The 16,057-nt window shown below is 64.4% G+C and carries 15 protein-coding genes; 3 read left to right on the forward strand and 12 right to left on the reverse strand.

From position 1 onward, the window contains the following. Window positions 1–13: 13 nt before the first annotated feature. From N6L25_RS16300 to N6L25_RS16335, 8 genes are all read right to left on the reverse strand, one after another. Window positions 14–1,336: a hypothetical protein gene (locus N6L25_RS16300; protein ID WP_271982420.1), complete on the reverse strand. Its 1,323-nt coding sequence runs from the start codon at window positions 1,334–1,336 to the stop codon at window positions 14–16. Window positions 1,337–1,412: 76 nt separating this feature from the next. Then, entirely contained in the window at window positions 1,413–1,898 is a 486-nt protein-coding gene (locus N6L25_RS16305; protein ID WP_271982423.1) for a hypothetical protein, read from the reverse strand. A gap of 42 nt (window positions 1,899–1,940) precedes the next feature. Then, window positions 1,941–3,620, reverse strand: a complete 1,680-nt coding sequence (locus N6L25_RS16310) for a GMC oxidoreductase (protein ID WP_271982426.1) — start codon at window positions 3,618–3,620, stop codon at window positions 1,941–1,943. 46 nt (window positions 3,621–3,666) lie between these two features. Beyond that, on the reverse strand, window positions 3,667–4,626 hold the full coding sequence (locus N6L25_RS16315; RefSeq protein WP_271982429.1) for an alpha/beta fold hydrolase: 960 nt from the start codon (window positions 4,624–4,626) through the stop codon (window positions 3,667–3,669). Window positions 4,627–4,645: 19 nt separating this feature from the next. Next, window positions 4,646–5,317, reverse strand: a complete 672-nt coding sequence (locus tag N6L25_RS16320; RefSeq protein WP_271982432.1) for a COG1470 family protein — start codon at window positions 5,315–5,317, stop codon at window positions 4,646–4,648. A gap of 3 nt (window positions 5,318–5,320) precedes the next feature. Next, window positions 5,321–6,121: a hypothetical protein gene (locus N6L25_RS16325; RefSeq protein WP_271982434.1), complete on the reverse strand. Its 801-nt coding sequence runs from the start codon at window positions 6,119–6,121 to the stop codon at window positions 5,321–5,323. Between the two features lie 17 nt (window positions 6,122–6,138). Next, window positions 6,139–6,633: a hypothetical protein gene (locus tag N6L25_RS16330; protein WP_271982436.1), complete on the reverse strand. Its 495-nt coding sequence runs from the start codon at window positions 6,631–6,633 to the stop codon at window positions 6,139–6,141. A gap of 202 nt (window positions 6,634–6,835) precedes the next feature. Further along, complete coding sequence (locus N6L25_RS16335) at window positions 6,836–7,657, reverse strand: hypothetical protein (RefSeq protein ID WP_442915264.1); 822 nt, start codon at window positions 7,655–7,657, stop codon at window positions 6,836–6,838. 552 nt (window positions 7,658–8,209) lie between these two features. Between N6L25_RS16335 and N6L25_RS16340 the strand changes: the two genes are divergently transcribed. Next, window positions 8,210–9,421 carry an alginate export family protein gene (locus tag N6L25_RS16340; protein ID WP_271982442.1) on the forward strand — a complete coding sequence of 404 codons (1,212 nt, stop codon included), beginning with the start codon at window positions 8,210–8,212 and terminating at the stop codon, window positions 9,419–9,421. A gap of 157 nt (window positions 9,422–9,578) precedes the next feature. Here the strand turns inward: N6L25_RS16340 and N6L25_RS16345 are convergent, their stop codons facing one another. The 3 genes from N6L25_RS16345 to N6L25_RS16355 are packed head-to-tail and all read right to left on the reverse strand — an operon-like array spanning window position 9,579 to window position 12,350. Further along, complete coding sequence (locus N6L25_RS16345) at window positions 9,579–9,932, reverse strand: FHA domain-containing protein (RefSeq protein WP_271982445.1); 354 nt, start codon at window positions 9,930–9,932, stop codon at window positions 9,579–9,581. A gap of 13 nt (window positions 9,933–9,945) precedes the next feature. Continuing rightward, window positions 9,946–10,686, reverse strand: coding sequence for a PP2C family protein-serine/threonine phosphatase (locus tag N6L25_RS16350; protein WP_271982448.1), 741 nt, complete (start codon window positions 10,684–10,686; stop codon window positions 9,946–9,948). Further along, window positions 10,683–12,350 (reverse strand): serine/threonine-protein kinase, encoded by a 1,668-nt coding sequence (locus N6L25_RS16355; RefSeq protein ID WP_271982451.1) that lies wholly within the window; start codon window positions 12,348–12,350, stop codon window positions 10,683–10,685. Before N6L25_RS16355 ends, N6L25_RS16350 begins: the two co-directional genes overlap by 4 nt. Window positions 12,351–12,567: 217 nt before the next feature. On the opposite strand from N6L25_RS16355, the gene N6L25_RS16360 reads away from it, so the two are divergent. Both N6L25_RS16360 and N6L25_RS16365 read left to right on the forward strand, forming a co-directional pair. Further along, entirely contained in the window at window positions 12,568–13,419 is an 852-nt protein-coding gene (locus N6L25_RS16360) for a hypothetical protein (protein ID WP_271982455.1), read from the forward strand. 144 nt (window positions 13,420–13,563) lie between these two features. Beyond that, window positions 13,564–14,586 (forward strand): zinc-binding dehydrogenase, encoded by a 1,023-nt coding sequence (locus N6L25_RS16365; RefSeq protein ID WP_271982457.1) that lies wholly within the window; start codon window positions 13,564–13,566, stop codon window positions 14,584–14,586. Between the two features lie 6 nt (window positions 14,587–14,592). On the opposite strand, the gene N6L25_RS16370 is transcribed toward N6L25_RS16365, so the two are convergent. Then, window positions 14,593–15,555, reverse strand: a complete 963-nt coding sequence (locus N6L25_RS16370; protein WP_271982461.1) for an AraC family transcriptional regulator — start codon at window positions 15,553–15,555, stop codon at window positions 14,593–14,595. Between the last annotated feature and the right edge of the window lie 502 nt (window positions 15,556–16,057).

Here is a 16,057-nt window from a genome sequence, read left to right on the forward strand (position 1 = left end):
CCTCCTATCCGTGCTAGAGCCGGGCCAGCCAGGCCTGGACCTCGGCTTCGCTCATCGAGCCCCGCAGGCCGTCGCGGATGGCCTCGTTGTTGGCGATGTTGAGCGCGGTCAGATGGGGATAGGGGCTGTACCACGCCTGGTTGATGAGCTGGTGCAGGCCCAGATAGTCCTTGAACCGCTGCTCGTGGCGGGCGCCCTCATGTACCAGCCAACGGGTTCTGGGGTAGCCGACGCCGTTGCTGAAAATCAGGTTGAGGCCCCAGGCCACCTTGTCGACGAAATCCACCATGTAGCTTTCCAGGCTGCCGTCGTAATTACTGGTGAACAGCAGGCGACGGCCATTATCCAGGATGGTCCAGCGGGCAAAGTGAATGGTATCGACGCCGTCCAGCCCCAGCAGTGGCACCCCGGCCAGGTTGCCGCGATTGAAGACATGACGCAGCGCCACCTGGGCCGACGCCAACAGGGCCCGGGCGGTGAGCTGGCGCAACCAGCCTGGTTTTACATAGCCCACCGCGGCAAACGGGTTGTGGGCGGCGAAGTCTTCGGTGGCCCGCAACTGGTTGAGCCGACTCAGCGCCGGGCGGGTATGGAGCTCCGGGTCCTGGGACTCCCGCCAGCGCAGTGCCAGCAACGCGGTCACTAGTACCGGCCAGCCCCAGGCCACGATCAGCAGGCCAAGGGCCACCAGGGCGGCGAAACGGGCCTTTTCCCAGCTCCGCCACCACAGCCCCGGTTGTGCCCGCGCAGTCAGCGCCCAGGCCAGTTCGGGCTCGTTGGCGACAAACTCCACCACCCGCTGGCGCAGTCTGCGGGCGGAATCGACGTCCGCCGCCGTCAGGCCGTTGAGGAACGTCTGCAGCGCCTGTTGCAGCCGATCTTCCTGACGAATCTGTGCAGCGGTGCGGCCGATGGTGTTGATGTAATAAGCCTGGGACGGTATGCGCTGACGCTGCAGAAACGCCAGCCGGGTACCGGGACTTCGTCGGCGGGGGCCAGGGTAGTCCGGGCAGGCCGCATACAGCCGGTCCAGCCCGCCGGCATGTCGCGCCACCAGTTGCCGCAGGAACACCGTCACCGGCCCGTCCACGTTGGCGGTCAGCACCAGACTGGAATCGTAGGTGTCCGGGTGATCCGGCCCTTCCAGGATCAGCAGGCGGGCAAAATGCAGGTTGTCATGCTTGGCGAAGGGCAGGATGGCGTTGCCGGCGGGGTCCTGATTGATCTCCGCCAACACCGTCCGCAGCTCCGTCTCCCGAGCCTGGGCGATGGGCGCCCGCAGGGTCAGGTCGTTCTGGGGCATGGGGTGCAGCCGTTCCAGCAGGCCGTTGAGCATGGCGAGCCTCCCGTTCGATACTCAATATCGGGTCAATGATCCAAACCCGGCGGGGAATCCAATCCCCGCCAATGGCTTAAGCCGGGCCAGCAGTCTGTACCACCTCCGCCGTCGGCGTCGGGCATTCCAGGGCGAAATCGAGAATCCGGCGTTTCCCCCACCACACCTTGCCCAGATACAGCCCCGGCGCCACCTCCCGGATTTCATCGCGGATCGGACGGGCCAGCAGGGAGGTGGTGCCGTAGTCGATAACGATGGTGTCTTTGCCATCGAGCCAGCTCTTGTCCCGGTACGCCTTGGCGACGATCAGATTGAGCCCCCACGGCGACACCTTGTTCACCACCACCCCGCTGTTGAAGCCCGGCGCGAACAGGTCAAACACCTTACCCTGCCAGGCCAGCAGCCGGGCCACCACCGAAAACAGCCCCGGAAACAGGCCTCCAGCCCAGATCGCGGTGCCCTGGGTTTCGCCCTGAGGCATGGTGCCGGGCTTGGCCTTCTTGTATACCTTGTCCAGTTCCTCTCTGGGCAATGACAGCCACTGCTCTATCTGTGTGTTCATGTTTGCCTCCTCCCCCATCTTCGGTCCCGGTGGTACCGGGACTCAGTTGCCAGTCATGGCGGCCAGGTGGACCTCCGCCTGGTCGGCGCTAGCCGTGGCGACCCGGTTGGCCGGTGTCCGGGTATCGCCCTCCCGCAGATCGCGACGGTGGATCAGGTGAAACGCCACCCGCTCGGCCAGGGCGCTGATGGTGGCGGATGGGTTGACGCCGAGGGCCGCCGGTACCAGCGCGCCGTCCGCCACGTAGAGGCCGGGGTACCCCCAGACCTCACCGAATTCGTTGGTAACCCCCGTCAACGGCGATTCCGACAGCGCACAGCCCCCCAGCGGATGGGCAGTCAGGGTCTTGCGCAGGGGCAGCCCAAGCAACGGACTCCGCCACAGGAAGCTGTTGACGAAGCGTCCCCCGGAGGCCCGGCTGAGCGCCTGCATATGGCCGATCATGTCGCGAAACATCGGCTGGCTCTTGCGGACCGGCCAGCGCAGCTCGAGCCCGCCCCGACGGTTCAACAACAGTCGCCCGTTGGCGGCGTCGGTGCCCATGCCCAGATAGGGCAGGAAATGGGTCAGGTAGCCGGCCTCCAGCAGTTCATCCAGCTCGAAGGTGAGGCCGCCGCCGAAGGCATCGCTCAGGTAACGACGAGCCTGTCGAAGCAGCCGGCTGGCACGGCCGCGGGTGGGGATGGCACCGTTGAAATACCAGATGAACGGATCCGGATAGCCCAGGTCCTCAATGTAGATGAACTGGTCCGGTTCGCGCCGGAATCCCACGCCTGCGGTGATGCTGGGGCCACGGCCTGGGTCCACCACCCGGCTCTGGTAGCGGCTGCCGGCAAAGATGAAGTCGCCATTGCCGGAAAAGCCCTGCCCCAGGCGCGGCGAGAGTCGGGGCAAGGTGCGGTACTGGTGCTTGCAGCGCAGCAACAGGGCATTGGTGCCCAGGGTGCCAGCGGCCAGGATCACCCGTCGCGCCACCAGGTGCCGCAACGCCGGGGCGCCGTCGGCGGCTGCCCCGGCGGCCAGATCTACACAGGTAACGCGGTAGCCCTGGCTGAGCGGGGTAATGTTCACCGCCTGGTGCTCGGCCTTTACTTCCGCACCCATCTGCTCCGCCATTGGGATGTAATTCAGATCCAGGGTGTTCTTGGCATGAACGTGGCAGCCCAACAGACAGTTGCCACAGTATTCACAGCCCGGTAACCCGTCGCGATCGCCGGTGCGCACGCAGATTGGCACCCGATCGGGCTGGCGACCGATGCTGACCACCGCGTCCTCAAAGACCCGGGTGCGATCCGGCAACCCGCGGGGGCTGCCCGCCGTCAGGGCCTTCGCCCCCAGCATATCGGCCGCCAGGGCGAAGTAAGGCCGCAGCCGCTGGGCGTCAAGCCGCCGGGGCCAGCCGGGCCGGTCGAAGATGAACGGCGGCGGTCGCAGATGGACGTTGAAATAGTGCAGGGAACCGCCCCCCACCCCGCATCCCTGCACCACGTCCATGGTGCGGAAACTGTGGTATTCGATAAAGCCGTCGCCGGGGCCGTGCGGCCCGGTGGAGCGGATGGTCCGCTCCGCCACCTGCCCCGGCGCCCGGGGAAAATCCAACCGGTCCCAGCGCCGGCCTTTTTCCAGCAGGCACACCGAACGGCCGGCCTGGGCCAGCCGACAGGCGGTGATGGCGCCGCCAAAGCCGGAACCGATTACCAGCACGTCATAGTCTTTGTCCATGCCTCACTCCTCCCGGGCTTGTGCCGGGGCTGCGATCCCCTCCGGCTCAGGCCACGGTGATGGGCCGTGACGGGGCCACCGCGGACGGTGTGGCTTGCTGAAGCAACCGGTCCAGCTCCGCCGCCAGCAATTCCGGCGCCTCCAGGTCGACAAAGTGACCAATGCCGGCCAGCGGCCGCCATTCCACCGGGCAACCGGCGTCCTGCTCGCTGTCCTGTGCCACCCGCGCCGACAGCGCCCGGTCCTCCAACCCCCACACCAGGCTCACCGGCACCTGAATCGGGGTCTGGTAGAGCGCATCAAGTCTGGTCCGTTGACGACCATGCAACAGGGTACGAACAAACGCCCGATAGTAATTAATCGGCCCCCGCATATCTTCGGCGCGGGCAAAGCGCTGAACGATTTCCCGCACCAGGTCGTGATCCATCTGCCCACGGGAGCCGGCGCGCAAGGTGAAGGACAGTTCCAGCAGCTTGCGTCCGGCCGCCGTGGTCAACAGGGCTTCCGGTAGCCAGGGCACCTGGAACGGCGGCACCCAGGGAATGCGCAGGGTCTGCAGGTCGCGGAACCGCAGCACCGCACGCACCAGGGTGCGGGGGTGGGTGCAGTTGACCACCACCAACCGGCTGATGCGGTCCGGGAAGCGGTGGGCGAACAGCCAGCCCAGGGCGCCGCCCCAGTCGTGCCCCAGCAGCAGCGGGCGCTCCAGGTCGAGGGCATCCATCAGCTGGCGAATGTCATCGGTCAGGGTGAAGATGTCGTAACCACTGTCGGGGTAGTCGGAAATGGGATAGCCCCGCAGGTCGGGCGCATAGCAGGCCACATCCGGCAGCTGTCGCATCAGCGGGCGCCAGCCCAGCCAGCCCTCCGGGAAACCGTGCAGGCAAAACACCGGCCCCCGGGACAGGGGTGCCGGCCGCCCGACCCGGCCCACCGGCCGGGAAACGGCAACGTGAAAGCAAAGATCGTCGATGCTGAGGTTGCGGTGCTCGATGACACAGTTCATGGTGCCCTCCTCCGCCGGCTCATCCGGCCCCGGCGGCCGGTTTCGCGCAGTCTTCGATGCACTGGAAATGGTGATACCAGTGGTGGGCCTTGATTCGCTTGGGGATGTCCCCCTGCTCGATGTGGCAACAGCAGGCCTGTCGTGGCCGCACCGTGAGGCATACCAGGATGATCTGTTCGTAGGCCCCGGTGAGTTTGATCCGGGCGAGGTAACGGCCACCGGCCAGCTGATCCGGAATGGTGAAGCCGACCACCGCCTGAAAGGACTCGTCCTGGGCCAGGGTCTTCTTATCCGGCGCCACCGTCACCGTGTCCTCGGTGCAGCCGAACGGCAACGGCGTCAGGGTGAATTCCCGCTGATGAGTCGAGGTGTTGGTGATCTGCAGTCGGTACTGGAAGCTGTCGCCGGGGCAGCCCTCCCAAACGATGCGACAGACGCAAGGGTCGGGGCAGGATTGTTCGGGAATCCCACAGCAGGGTTCACCCTTGCCATGGCAGCCATGGCACACCGGGCAGTCATCATAGCGCCCATCCAGGGTCTGCTTGATCACATCCGCCGCACTGTAGGCGGTGGCCGCCAGCACCCGCGGAGGCAGCAGCAGCAGGCTGATCGCCGACGGCAAGCACACGGGCGACGGCTCCCGGGCGGGCCCGCAACCGGCGGGGAAAGATTCACAGGATGCGTCATACATGGCTTAGCTCCTTTTCGGCGCGGTTTCGTTGGCGTTGCAGTACAGCCTCAGCCAGATGCGACCTGCATCGACCTTGATAAACCCCAGGTAACGGCGCCCTTTCTTCAACCCGGGCGGCAGGGTCAGGCTGAGCGAACGCTCGATGCACTGTCCCGGAGCCAACGCTTGCCCCAGCGAGGGCCGGAAGCGGATGCGGGCGGGTACCACCAGCGACCGGCGGAATTCCTGCACCAGTCGGTTGGCAAACTCCTCGTAGCCATCCTCGGCGCTGGTTGCCCTCAGGGTGTCCACCAGGGTACGGCCGGCCCAGTTCACCTCTTCCAGCCACACCATCGAGACATCCCGCAGTTCGATCGGCACGTTACCCCGATTGCTCAGGGTCAGTCTTTGCTCAACGACCTGGCCGCTGTGACCATGCAACCGCAAATGGCTGGGTTCCACCAACAGCTCACGGTGAGCCAGCACCTCGACCTCCAGCCGTTCCTTCTGTTTCCCACACACCACCGTGCCCTGGTAACAGCCAGGAGCAGTGTCGCTGGTCAGCATCAGCGTGGCCCGGCTACGAGCGGTATCGTGGGGGCGAATCCGAGCCGACAACTGAATGTACCCGGGTGGCAACGCCTGATGATCCTTGCGCGGCCGCGGCACGGCCCGGGTCTCCAATTGCCGCACCCGGAGTTTGTAATCGGAGTCATTGATCAGGCCCAGTTCGCCGCGACAGGCGGTGGGCGGCCCGGAAAAGCAGAAGGGTCCCGGGCCCAACTGCCAATCGGTGCCCGGCTCGCCGTTGTATGGTCCTTTCATCGCCACCTCCTCCCTGATCAGTCACACTGTTCCGACTTGTGGGGGCGATAGTCCTCCGCCACCACCATGCCCTCACCACAGGTCTCGAATTCGAACACCTTGATCCCGAACAGAGTCAGGCAGAACCGGTAATGCAGCGGAAAATGGAATCGCATGGGTCGCAAGCCGAGCTGAACATCTACCTGGGGCAACTCGCGAATGCGTACGTCCAAATCCAGATCGACCTTGTTGTCGGTCTTGAGGATCGAATCGGTCTTGACGGTGGAGTCGGTCTTCACCGTGCTATCGGTGTCGAGTTCGATCTTGGGCAACTCGGTCACCGCCAAATTGGCATTGAAGTCCGGCAGCTGGGTGACACCGACGTTGATCTGGGGCAGCTGGGTGATACCGATGCTGATTGGCGCCAACTGGGTGATGCGGATATCGTCCAAATTGAAATCCAGCCCACCAGTCAACTCGATCTCCGGCAGCTCCTTGATCTTGATATCGGTGAGGTCAACTTCTGCGCTCATAGTGGGTTCCACCAGGCCAGTTGCGTGCGTTTTACAACGGAAACTGAAACTGCGGTGCCACTACGGGTAACAGACGGGAATACCTACATCGGCATTCAGTCGAAAAAATATGGGGGCAATCACTTTCTGAAAGGACAGCAAAAATTCCCTTTTGCCATGGCATCAATGTAGGTGAGAAATCCGTTCCAGGCAAGCACGGCGGTCAGCGCCCCGCCGTCGCCTCCGGCAGGGGCCCGGGCTCACGATAGGTCTCCAGACGCTTCCGCCAGCCCGGCAACCAGCGCTCCCGCTCAATGGGCTTGGCGGCGTTCGCGGCCCGCCGAGCCAGCACCACCGCCGCCGCCTCGCGGAACTGCGCCAGCGCGCTGACCTCGGCGCTGCCCGTCATCGCCTGCAGTACCTGCAGCAGGCCCCAGCCCTCACCGGCATAGCGTTCGCTGGGCGCCAGTCCTTCGCCTTTGAAATTGACGTAATCCAGCAGCGCATAAACCCCGCCCGGAGTCGCACTCAGGGCCGCCAGCCGCTGCCGCAATGCCCCGCGCTGGGCCTCCGGCGCGGCGGCGACTACTCGCGCCAGTGCCGCTTCGGCCCGGGCGAAGATAAACGCCACCTGGTCACCCTGGGTGCGCAGGAGAAACCGCCGCAGCTCGATGACCTCGGGCTGGTCCTGGCGGGCCAGGAAGGTCGGGCGATCCGGCCAGGGCGCATCGAGCGGGGACAGGCTGGCCAACCCTTCCGGTACCGTCACGTTGCGTTGTTGCAAAAACGCAATCAGCGCCGGAAAACTCTCCACAAACCGGCCTTCGACCCCGGCCGGGTACCAGATGAAATGCCCGATCCCCAGGGACGGAAAGGCCTCGCCTTCGTTCCAGTGCACCAGACAACGGAACTGACCGCTGCACTCGTTTTGGAAGATCTGTTGGCCGACCCAATCCAGCTGTGCCGGTTCCAGGCGCAATGACAGTCCGGGGTCCGGACGGTCACAGCCACCCAGCCAACCGACCAACAACAGGATCAGGCTCAATCGGCGGTAATGCCAAGCGTGCACGTATTGACTCCTCCACAGGATCTTAAGGGTGGTGCCCCAGGCGGCCTGCCGGGGCGACGGGACAGGCGCTATCCTGCCCCAGCGTGCTCCGGGACGCCAGCCCCGCCCGTTCCCCCCGACATCGGTCATCGCGAGCGCCGCTTTCCAAGCCGCTGATTGGCGGTCGTTTTTAATGCACCCCCGGCGCAAGCCGCCCCCAAACAGCGCCCCTGAGTGACCGGTCAGCCTTCCGGCTATCGCCTTTTTTCTCTATTTTTCAATCAGGTATATCGCCATCCCCAAAAATGGCACGTGCCATGCAGTCGTCCTCACGCCGGGACGGGACCAGGACACCACACGCCCGCCACCGGCCGACAACACGGCTACCAAAGCAACGGCGCTTATCAGCCCAGACCTATCCTGGGACGGTAGGCGTTTTTTTATGCCCGAAGAACAACAACAAGCGGAGCCGATTGACCACCAGCACCGGGCTCTTGGCGCCAACGAACTGTGTGCGACGACGATTCCCATCACTCAGGAGAACACCCGATGAACCGTAAAACCTTCAGACAGACCGGCTGCCTGCTTGCCGCCGCCATCAGCTGTACCAGCGCCCTGGCGGAAGACACATCCTTCACCGAGGCCCTAAGCGGCGGCACCGCCTACGGCGATTTCCGTCTGCGCTATGAGCACGTGGACCAGGACAACGCCCTGGACAAGGCCAATGCCCTCACCCTGCGCACCCGTCTGGGCTACAAGACCGGGAACTACCAGGGCCTGAGCGGGGTGCTGGAATTCGAAGACGCCCGCACGGTGGCCGGAGTCGACGACTTCAACGACACCCAGGGCCAGGCCGCCGACCACTCCGTGGTGGCTGACCCGGAAACCACCGAGGTGGACCAGGCCTTCCTGCAATACAGCGGCGCCGCAGTGACCGCCAAGCTGGGCCGCCAGGTCATCGCCTACGATAACCAGCGCTTCGTCGGTCACGTCGGCTGGCGCCAGGACCGCCAGACCTTCGATGCCCTGCGCCTGAGCTATTCGCCGCTGGAGGCGCTGACCCTGGACTACGCCTACCTCGATAAACGCAACCGCATCTTCGCCGAGGCCGGTGACCTGGATGCCAAGGACCATCTGGTCAACATCAACTACCAGACCGGCTTCGGCACCCTCACCGGCTACGCCTATTTGTTGGAGGTGGACAACGGTAGCGACAACAGCCTGGACACCTACGGCCTGCGCTATGCCGGCAAATACGCCCTGGACGCCCTCAGCCTGCTGTACGAACTGGAGTACGCCAGCCAGCAATCCGACGCCGGTGCCAGCGACTTTGACACCAACTACTACAAGACCCTGGCCGGTGTGCAGGCCCAGGGACTGACCGTTTCACTGGCCTACGAAGTGCTGGGTTCGGACGATGGCGACTTCGGTTTCGCCACCCCACTGGCTACCCTGCACGCCCACAATGGCTGGGCCGACCAGTTCCTGGCCACTCCGGCCGGCGGCCTGGAGGACCTAAAGGCGGCCATCAGCGGCTCTCTCGCCGGCGGTAAGTGGGTGCTCGCTTACCACGAGTTCAGCGCCGACGACGCCCCGTCGTCTGCCGACGACCTGGGCAGCGAAGTGGATGTGGCCTACAGCCGTGGCTTCGGCAAGCACTACTCCGCCGGCATCAAGTACGCCAGTTACATGGCCGGTGACGATGCCGCCGGCAAGGTGGATACCGACAAGCTGTGGCTGACCCTGGGCGCCAAGTTCTAATAGCTCTTTCTAATAACTCTTTCTAATAACTCTCAAAACCCTCAATAACCCTCAATAACTCAGCGTCAACCTTTGCGAGGTGGGTTTGCGTCGCCCACCTCGCCGTTTGCCGCGCAGGGTCCTGGCACCCGCCGCCAGGCCGGCCACTGACTGACGCCTACTCCTCCAGAATGTACGCCGTCTTCTCCAGGGCGTTTTCATCCTCGTCGATAAAGCGGAACAGGTTCCAGCCAATGCGGATCAGGTCGTTGCTGTTGAGCCGCTGGCGGCCGTTCAGGCGAATGTCATTGATGAAGGTGCCGTTGGTGCTGGCGCTGTCGGTGATGTAGTAATCCACCGCGCCATCCAGGTAGGCGTTTTGCTCCACCTCGATCACCGCGTGGTGAGCACTGACGGAAATCTCATCGATGCGGATTTCGCAGTCCGGATGGCGCCCAAGATGCATCAGCGGGCGATCGAGTTCAAAGCTGTTGGCCACCACGTTGTCGACCAGTTGGGAGAGAACCGCCATAGGTAACTCCTTGCTAACAATACTGAATCATCACGACGGAGACGTTGTCGTCCGCCTGGTTACGAAGGCTGGCGTCCACCAGGCCCCGAACCTGGTCGTCCAGCACCGGCCAACGTCCCAGCAGCGGCAGCCAGTTGGGCTCCGGCAAGGCGTCGGTAAGGCCGTCGGAGCACAGCAGCAGTCGGTCACCCGCCTGCAGCGCCAGCTCGGTGACGGTCGCCCGCGGCTCGGCGGTGGCGCCGAGGGCCTGGGTCAGTACGTTGCGGAACGGCAGCCGCGCCACCTCGTCCGGGCTGATGGAGCCATCGTCCACCATGCGCTGGGCCACGGTATGGTCGCGGGTGAGCTGACACAGGGAGCCATCACGCAGCAGGTAGCCACGGGAATCTCCGAGGTGAGCGAGCCAGGTCCGCTGTTGCTGAACCCAGGCCAGCACCACCGTGGTGCCCATCCGGTCCAGCTCCGGTCGGCCCCGGCGAGTATCTTCCAGACGTTCGGCGGCCAGGGTGATGGCGGTCTGGATCCGCTCCGGAACCTGCGCCGCCGGGGTGCGGGCCAGCACCGGCGTGAGCGCGTCCATCAGCGCCTCCACCACCACCCGGCTGGCGATCTCGCCGCCGCGGTAGCCGCCCATGCCATCGGCGATCACCGCCAGGGCGTGGTCCCCCTCAGGGCTCACGGTGCAGGCCAGGGTATCCTGATTGGACGAACGGCGGGTGCCGATATCGGTCAGGCCGGCGGCAAACAGGCTCATGACCGCACCACCGGGGCATCCGCGATCCGGGCACCGGCCCGACGCAGCGCTTCGGCCATGGCCCCCGCGCTGGCGAAACGCTTGCCAGGCTCCTGCTGGATCGCCTTGTTGATCAACCGCACCACCCCCGGTGGCAGATCCGGATTGAAGGTCTTCACACTGCGGGGACGCTTGTAGAGAATCTGGTAGGTCAGGCCGGCCAGGGTATCGCCGGTGTGGGGCGTCTCACCCGACACCAGCTTATAGAGGGTCACCCCCAGGCTGTAGATGTCGGTGGCCCCGGTGACCTTCTGGCCCCGGAGCTGTTCCGGCGACATGTACAGCGGACTCCCCATCACGCTGCCGGTGCGGGTACGGGAATCGTCGGTGATCTTGGCAATGCCGAAGTCGGTGATTTTCAATTGGCCTGAACGGGCATCGTAGATGAGATTGCCGGGCTTGATGTCACGGTGCACGATCTTTTGATTATGGGCGTATTCCAACGCTTCGGCCACAGTCGCCATCAGCTTGAGCACCACCGCCAGGGGTAACAGGGTGTCGGGCTTGCCATGGTGGCTGAGCGCTCTGCCGGGTGCGTAATCCATGGCAATGAACGCCAGGTCGGCTTCCTCCCCGACGTCGTAAACGGTGACGATGGCGGGATGATTGAGCCGTCCCGCCGCTTTCGCTTCACGGAAGAAGCGTGCTTTCAGCTCCTGCAGTTCGGCCGGCTCATACTGGGCGTAGCTGAGGGTCTTGATGGCGACGGTACGGGCAATCTTCGGATCGCGGCCCAGATAGACCACCCCCATGGCGCCACGACCGAGCTCCCGCTCGATCTCATAGCGCCCCAGCACCGGCTGGCTCAATGCCAACTCCGGCAGCACCAGGGTACGGGCGCCGTCATGGCCGGCGGCGACCGCACCCGCGGCGGCCGAGGTCAAATTGGCCAGCGCCTGCATTCTGGCCGGCACGTCGCGGTACTGCTTGCGTCGGGCCTGTATCGCCGCCAGGGTCTGTTGCGCCCGGTCGTACTGACGCCGTCGTTCCTGCTGGATGGCGATGTCGTACTGCAACGCCAGGCTGGCGTCGTTGCTGGGACATTCCGCCAGCGCGGCCAGGGCCTCATCCGGGCGGCCCTGGTGCAACAGCAACTCACCCAGCTGAACCCGGGCACGTTGCACATTTGCCCGTAACCGGCGGAGATCCCGCTGGGGCGGCATCCAGAACAGCATCAGGCCGAACCCCAGGACCAGGAACACCAACGACGGCCCCAACGGCAGCCAGGTCTGCCAGTACCACAGCAAGGCCACCTGGGTCACCACCAGGCCGACCGCCAGCACCAGGGTTAACAGCAGCGCCAGGGCTGGCCCCAGCATCGGCACCACCGCCACCAGGAAGCCGGAACCCGCCAGCACCGCCACCGCGGTCACCGCCTCGCTCCACACCGGTTGCACCGGGGCACGCTCGGCCGCTACCGGCGGCATCAGTTCCAGCAATAAACGGTCGGACTGCCCCAGCCAGGGCATGGCATCCGCCGCCAGCACCACCGCCAACGCAAACGCCACCACCACCAGCCGGAGGCTGAAGATACGGGACAACAAGACGTGAAGAACCTCCACTCCGTAAGTACCTGCCTGCAGGTTTAAGGAGCCGGTGAATAGCCGAATCGATCGGGCGTTCACGCCAGGCTCCTTGACGAAAGTGTATGGCCAGTCGTCAGATCGGGGAACCGCAAAGCCGGCATTTTTTGTAAAGGTTTGTTCGTTCGTGAACGGGTCGAGAGGAGCGGTGACTACCGGCAGACTATGGACGGGTGACAGGACATTAAGGTGGGAAACCGCGCCGGTTTCGGTAGCATAATAGGGCTATCGTTATCCCAGTCGTATCCGAGGGCTGCCCATGAACATTCGAACCCGATTCCTGGCCACTGCACTGGCCTGCCTGCTGCTCAGCGCCTGCGCCGCGCCCAACACCCCCCAGGACGTCACCCAGGCATTCTGGCAATCCATGTTCGACGGCGACGCCGACGACGCCGCGGCGCTATCCACCCTGGTGAACGAGGCCGCCTTCGACGGCTATCAACGGGACTGGGCCGACGTCACCGTGAGCTGGGGACGGGTGGTGATCGATGGCGATCAGGCCAGCATTGCCACCACCTTGACCGGCCTGCCGGATGGCGATCAGCAGCCGCTGGCGACCACTACCTATCTGGTACGACTGGACGAGCAATGGCTGGTGGATTACCACCGTACCGGCGACGCCCTGTCCCGCGGCCAACTGTTCGACCAGATGCTGCACAGCCTGGACCAGCTCAGCGAACGCTTTCGCGCCCGTTTTGGCGAGCAGTCCAGCCAGGCCGCCATCGAACTGGAGCGCATGGCCGAGGCGCTGGAAAAACAGATGAGTCTGGCCAACGACCGACTGTCGATCCTGTTGGAGGAGTACAGCCGACGGCTGGAGGAGAGCCTGGAGGCGCTATCGAAATCCATCGAGGAGGCGCTGAAGGAGCACCCGTCGGCAACCCCGGATGACAAACGCACCCTCAACCAGGCGGCGCTGCGCCTCAATCGCCAGCGTCGGGCGCTGGCCGAGCCGACCCTGCAGGACGTGGCCCAGGGCAGCCACACCCTGGCGGAAACCCAGCTGCGACTGAACCGGCTGGGCAACGAGTTCACCGACTACCAAACCCGGTGGCGGGCCCAGATCGAAGCAACCCAGCAGGATCTGGCGCAACTGATGTCGGACATCTGAGCCGACCGGGGCCCGCCCAGGCGGTTGCCGGTTGCATGCGGTGCAATGCCTCCTCTATACTTCGAACATTATCGAACTGTCGAACAAAATAAACACTCCGACCTCCAACACGACGCCGTGTCATCCATTCGCAAGGAGCACTCCATGAAACGTCTGATTTCCCCAAAAGCCGGCGATGCCGGGATCCTCACCGTGGAGGAAGTGGCCGATCCACGCCCCCGCTCTGGCGAGGTGGTGGTCAAGGTCGAGGCCGCCGGACTGAACTTCGCCGACGTGCTGGCCCGCCAGGGTCTGTACCCGGACGCTCCGCCCTTCCCCAACTGCATGGGCTATGAGTTCGCCGGCGTGGTCAGCGCCACCGGGAACGAGGTCGACAACAGCTGGCAGGGCCGGCGGGTGCTGGGGCTGAGCCGCTTCAATGCCCAGGCGGAACAGGTGGCGGTGCCAGTGGAACAGGTCTTTGAAATGCCCGAGGACCTGGATTTCACCACCGCCGCCGCCATTCCCGTCAACTACCTCACCGCCTGGCAGTTGCTGGTGGTCATGGGCAGCCTGCAGCCGGAAGACACGGTACTGATCCACAACGCCGGCGGTGGTGTCGGCCTGGCGGCGCTGGACATCGCCCGCCACATTGGCGCCACCACCTTCGGCACCGCCAGCCCGGGCAAGCACGAGTTCCTGCGGCAACGGGGCCTGGATGAGGCCATCGACTACCGCAACCAGGACTGGGAGAGCGAAGTGGCCCGGCTCACCGGCGGCAAGGGGGTGGAACTGATCATCGACCCCATCGGCGGTAGTCACCTGAAACGCAGCTACCGCGCCTTGCGCTCCACCGGCCGGCTGGGAACCTTCGGCATCTCCGCCGCCAGCGAATCGGGGCTGCTGGGCCGGCTGCGGCTGTTGCCGGCGGTGGTGGGCATGCCCCTGTTGCACCCGGTCGGATTAATGGGCGCCAACAAGGGCGTGTTTGGGGTCAACATGGGGCACCTGTGGCAGGAAACCGCCAAGATCCGGGTGTGGACAGAGCGACTGCTGCAGGGCTACCGCGACGGCTGGGTCCGCCCCCACATCGACTCGGTGTTCGGCTTCAGCGAGGCGGCCCAGGCCCACCGCCAGTTGGAGCTGCGACGCAACATCGGCAAGGTGGTGCTGACGCCGGATGCCTGAGCGGACTCAGGCCGGCGTCGCTTGTTCGCCCCGCAGCTTGCTGACGTCGGCCCGGGGCGGCGCGCCGAACAGGCGGCTGTACTCGCGGCTGAAGTGGGAGGGGCTCTCGTAGCCGACCCGGTAGCTGGCGGTGGCCGCTTCCAGCCCTTCCGCCAGCATCAGCCGCCGAGCCTCGTGCAGTCGCAGTTTCTTCTGGAACTGCAGCGGTGACATCCGGGTGACCTGCTTGAAGGTGTGGAACAGCGCGGATTCGCTCATGTTGACCTCGTCCGCCAGCGCCTTGATCCGCAGGGTCTCGGTGTAACGATCCGTCAGCAGCGCAATCACCCGCGATACCCGGTTCACCGACGAATCCGCCACCGCGAACTTGCGCATGCGCGGTCCCATCTCGCCAATCAAGGTGCGATAGAGAATTTCCTTGCGGGCCAGGGGCGCGACCACCGGGATGTCCTGGGGCGCATCCAGCAAGCCGATCAGGCGGGTAACCGCATCGAGCATGCCGCGGTCCATGGTGGCCATGCTCAGCGCACAGTCGCCTTCGGGACAGGGGCCCAGCGCGGCCTCTGGCGGCAGCTGGTCGCCCATCTCCAGCACCAGGTTACTGACGTCCTGGGGGTCAACCACGATCTTGAATGCCAGGTAGGGTTTCTCCGGCGAGGCATCGAGGATCCGCCCCAGCACCGGCAGATGCACCGACGACACCATGTAGGTCAGCGGCTGGTAGATCAGCTCCCGGTCGCCGAAGCTGACCGACTTGGTGCCCTGCGCGATGAAGCACACCGAAGGCTCATAGACCGAGGCGGTGCAGCTGGTTTGGGAATCCGAGCGGAACAGGTGCAGGCCCGGCACCACCGTCTCCTGAACCTGCTGGTTTGGCGTCCAGCGCTCGATGGTGGAGGCCAGCCGCTGGCGCAGCCGCTCGAGATCGGCGTCCAGTTCCCCACCCTTTTCCTGATTGCTCGTTAGCATCGGATGCTCCTGCCCAAGTCACCGTCACAATGGGCATCCAGTATACGCAAGCCTCGATGGGCCTCCGTGACTCGCCTCCTATTTTTGCAGGATTGGGCAATCAAATAACAGAAACAGGCAAGACGCCCGATAACCACTTTACTGCACTTTCGTTACATCGACGACATTGGAGTCATTATCAGGGAAACTACTTACACCCTCGCATGGCGCGGCTCCCGACCCCACACCAACGGCATCGCGTCCAATAAATCGCACCAGGCTCTGGAGAATCAGACAAGTTTTGGGCAGTAACCCGATACCCTCCCGCCCCTCGCCTTTCGTAAGGTAATCAACCATTCGGGGAGAAAGCTTTCGGTCATCCGAAGCAGCACGCTATTGCACGCTATTGATAGCAACATTCTATTGCAGTGATAGCGAAACCCACCGGCAGCCCCTATTGACCTCAAGCTAACTTGAGATTGTAGAGTCGCTGTCGATAGGTCGCCGACTCAATCGATAGATA

The organism is Marinobacter sp. SS21 (assembly GCF_028369065.1).
Lineage (GTDB): Bacteria > Pseudomonadota > Gammaproteobacteria > Pseudomonadales > Oleiphilaceae > Marinobacter.